This is a genomic window from Hahella ganghwensis DSM 17046 (genome assembly GCF_000376785.1).
Taxonomy (GTDB): Bacteria; Pseudomonadota; Gammaproteobacteria; order Pseudomonadales; family Oleiphilaceae; genus Hahella; species Hahella ganghwensis.
The window spans coordinates 1-3,064 of sequence record NZ_AQXX01000024.1 but is presented as its reverse complement, the minus strand read 5'-3'; the positions used below and the strand labels follow the sequence as shown (position 1 = coordinate 3,064).

The window sequence follows — 3,064 nt, the reverse complement described above, 5'->3', positions numbered from 1 at the left end:
AAAATGGCCGGAAAAACACTCTGAATATTCGGCCATATATCGTCGAGAGTTTGAATTACCTCAGAACCTTGGGGTTATTCAGACTCTCCCTAATTTATCACCCAGCACATTATAAAAGTCTTCAAATGCGTTCAATCTGGTGCTGGATCCTTCATAACCCCAATCGGTTTTTCTCAGATCACGAGTCTCTATATGAGGTCCAGTTGGTTCCCATACATTTTCAAGCCAAATGTTATAAGTGACCCACTTGGAAACATCGATCGCTTTTTGATCCTGAACCTCAGCAACCGCATCATATGAATCGATCGTCATATAATTGATCTGACTCAAGAGATCTTTAAGAGCCAAGGCTTCTTCTGAAGGCTCTGGAAGCGCTGAGCCATCTTGAGGCATCGGCCCACAAAATGAAGTAATTGACAGATCATTTCCACCAACACTTATATCTGCTTGAGGGAGATCACATAAATAGTAATATCCATAATCTTTCCAACCTTCCTGAGATTCAATATTATATATCGCCAATTTAATATCTCTCAGTTTTTCTGGAGAAAAGAACTTGATATATGCAGAGTCATCCTTTTTAACAATTGCTCTAAACTCTACAATTTTACCGTCGTCATTTTTTCTTTGGATAAGCGTGGCTGACGATCCAGTGAAATTCGGGTAGCTTGGACCAACACTAAATTCGGCTACCACAGATGTCTTCACCCCCGCACTCACAGGCGTTATAACACCACCACTCAGAAGCAAACCAGATACTACCACACCTACTGTAAGTTTCTTCATTTAAAACATATCCTTTTGTTTATATAACATTACGAAGAAATAAATATTATGCATCACCAATCACAAGCTGAAATATATAAAACATATTCCAACAACCTCTTTAAATATAATATTGTAGAAGTGGCAAGGTATTGCCAGTGATCAGGTCAACGGGCGCAAGAGTACAGATATTTTATTTTTCTTTCAATACCAGAATAAAATAAAAACATATTGATACTATTTGGCATTTTCAAAGAGAACAAATAAAAACAAATTCTCTTTACAAACATCTACTTAATCACCATTGACACAAAAATGCAACAACATAACCCGTATTATAAAAGTAATTATAATTAGCACATCAACCACGGCCAAAATCACAATCAGCTTGGCTTATTATTGATCTAAAACAATTAAAACATCCAAGATATAGTTTATATGGAGAAATTAACGAAAGAGCGCGGATGATCGTGAATATATGAACATTTTGAGCTGACTTTTAACGCCGCAATGGCAACGCAGGTGGTTTTTCAGAGGTTCCCCCTGGTAGTTATACCTATCATAGAAGGTGTAGGTGCCTATCCGGCGCCTTTCTTCGATAACGGAAGGTAGAAGACAGTCAGGAGGGTCTTGCCCTAGTACAAAGGAGTGTTACGGATGACTGCCAGGAAACTCAAAGGTTCCGCTTCAGGAATTTTTGCTTTTAAATTTGCGGATATGGAAAACGCCATGATCATTAAGAACACCAGTCTTCTGGATGCCATGAATAATGGAGTAAAAGCTCGCAGACAAAAGTTTGCAGTCATCGTTATCGACGAGCAGGGAAATCAAAAACCTAATAACATCGAGGCGCTGACGTCAACACTGGCAAAAGCTGCGCATCTGAATATACCAGTCTATCTGGTGGAAATTGACGCAGAAACTCGCAATAAGAAACTTAATCCCATTGTTATTCAAAATGACGCCAATCCTTCGGTCAAGACTCTGAAAGACCTGAGAGTTAAAGGCGCTACAGTCGTTAAGAAACCACATATCAGTATGTTTAACGCCAAAGCCTCACTGGATATGAAGAGCGAAATCCAAAAGAACAATATTGATTCAGTTGTGATTATGGGGACCAAAACCAATCAATGCGTCAAAGTCAATGCTGTCGGAGGTTATGTTGATCGCTTGAACAAAGAGTACTACGAAGGACTTAATAAGCTCTGCCATGTACACACTTGTGACGCGATTTTACGCGATGTCTCACCGGCCACCTGGAAGAACGAAAAGAACGTATTCTTTTATGAAAAATTTGCATAGCGGTTCACGGTAGAAGTGTGAGTACTGACCCAGGGAAGGGTCGGTTGACGGCAACGGCCCGGTAATACAAATTTCTCATCCCATAGGCAAGACAGCTTCAAGCAGGTTAACACTCAATTACTGTACTGCCAGCCAGATACCCACCGCCATCATCACAGAACCGGAAATTCGATTGAGTAACCGGACATTCCCACCGTTAAACAAAAACTGGCGCAAAGTTCTTCCACCGGTGGCATAGAGAACCAGACAAATAAACTCAATCGCGAGAATCAACACCAGCAATAATGCCAACTGTGGCACCAGAGGCTTATCCGTCACGATGAATGGAGGCAACAGAGACACCATAAAGGCCCACCCTTTCGGGTTCGCCACAGCAGTAACAAAGCCTTGTGACGCCAGTTTTAGCCGGGGAACATCGACAGCCTCTTCCATATTATCCGGAATCGCCATACGGCCCTTTGACAGCCACATCTGAACGCCAAGATAGAATAGATAAGCACCTCCAAGGTATTTGAACACTTCGAAGACCTGAGGATATTGCAACATCACAGTGGCAACTCCGACCACTGCCGCGAGTGCGACCAACCCTACCCCGATCAGTTCGCCCCACATCATATGCAGCGTCCGTTTCAGTCCAATACTCAGCCCCATGGTCAAAGCCAGAGTCATACACATCCCCGGCGTCGCAGACACCAGGAAAAACGTTGGAATAAATAAAACCAGAACGGACCACTCCACGAAGCAACCTCATAAACCAAGTGATGACTGAATAACCCACTGTAAACGCTTCTTTATATCAGGATACCCGGAAAATTTCTTATCTTTTCCAGACACCGATTCACCCTCCCTTATCTTGCTCTGCGGCGTGCAGAAATCACATTTTCTGCTATAAAAGTAATAACGGGACCTAAGCGCCTGCGGCTAAGGAGAGTCTGAATAACCCCAAGGTTCTGAGGTAATTCAAACTCTCGACGATATATGGCCGAATATTCAGAGT

3 protein-coding genes are annotated in these 3,064 nt (G+C 42.3%); 1 reads left to right on the top strand and 2 read right to left on the bottom strand.

Annotation, left to right across the window (positions count from 1 at the left end; all coding sequences use genetic code 11):
- Nucleotides 1-78: 78 nt before the first annotated feature.
- Entirely contained in the window at nucleotides 79-786 is a 708-nt protein-coding gene (locus F566_RS0100280) for a hypothetical protein (protein ID WP_020404984.1), read from the bottom strand.
- A 636-nt stretch (nucleotides 787-1,422) separates the two neighbouring features.
- Here F566_RS0100280 and F566_RS0100275 point away from each other — a divergent pair.
- Nucleotides 1,423-2,067, top strand: coding sequence for an isochorismatase family protein (locus F566_RS0100275; RefSeq protein ID WP_020404983.1), 645 nt, complete (start codon nucleotides 1,423-1,425; stop codon nucleotides 2,065-2,067).
- Nucleotides 2,068-2,184: 117 nt separating this feature from the next.
- On the opposite strand, the gene F566_RS0100270 is transcribed toward F566_RS0100275, so the two are convergent.
- Nucleotides 2,185-2,805: a LysE family translocator gene (locus tag F566_RS0100270; RefSeq protein ID WP_026179654.1), complete on the bottom strand. Its 621-nt coding sequence runs from the start codon at nucleotides 2,803-2,805 to the stop codon at nucleotides 2,185-2,187.
- Between the last annotated feature and the right edge of the window lie 259 nt (nucleotides 2,806-3,064).

What these genes read in the sequence shown, in the direction of transcription:
- F566_RS0100280 (WP_020404984.1), bottom strand. Translation starts at nt 786, where the DNA reads ATGAAGAAACTTACAGTAGGTGTGGTAGTATCTGGTTTGCTTCTGAGT.
- F566_RS0100275 (WP_020404983.1), top strand. Translation starts at nt 1,423, where the DNA reads ATGACTGCCAGGAAACTCAAAGGTTCCGCTTCAGGAATTTTTGCTTTT.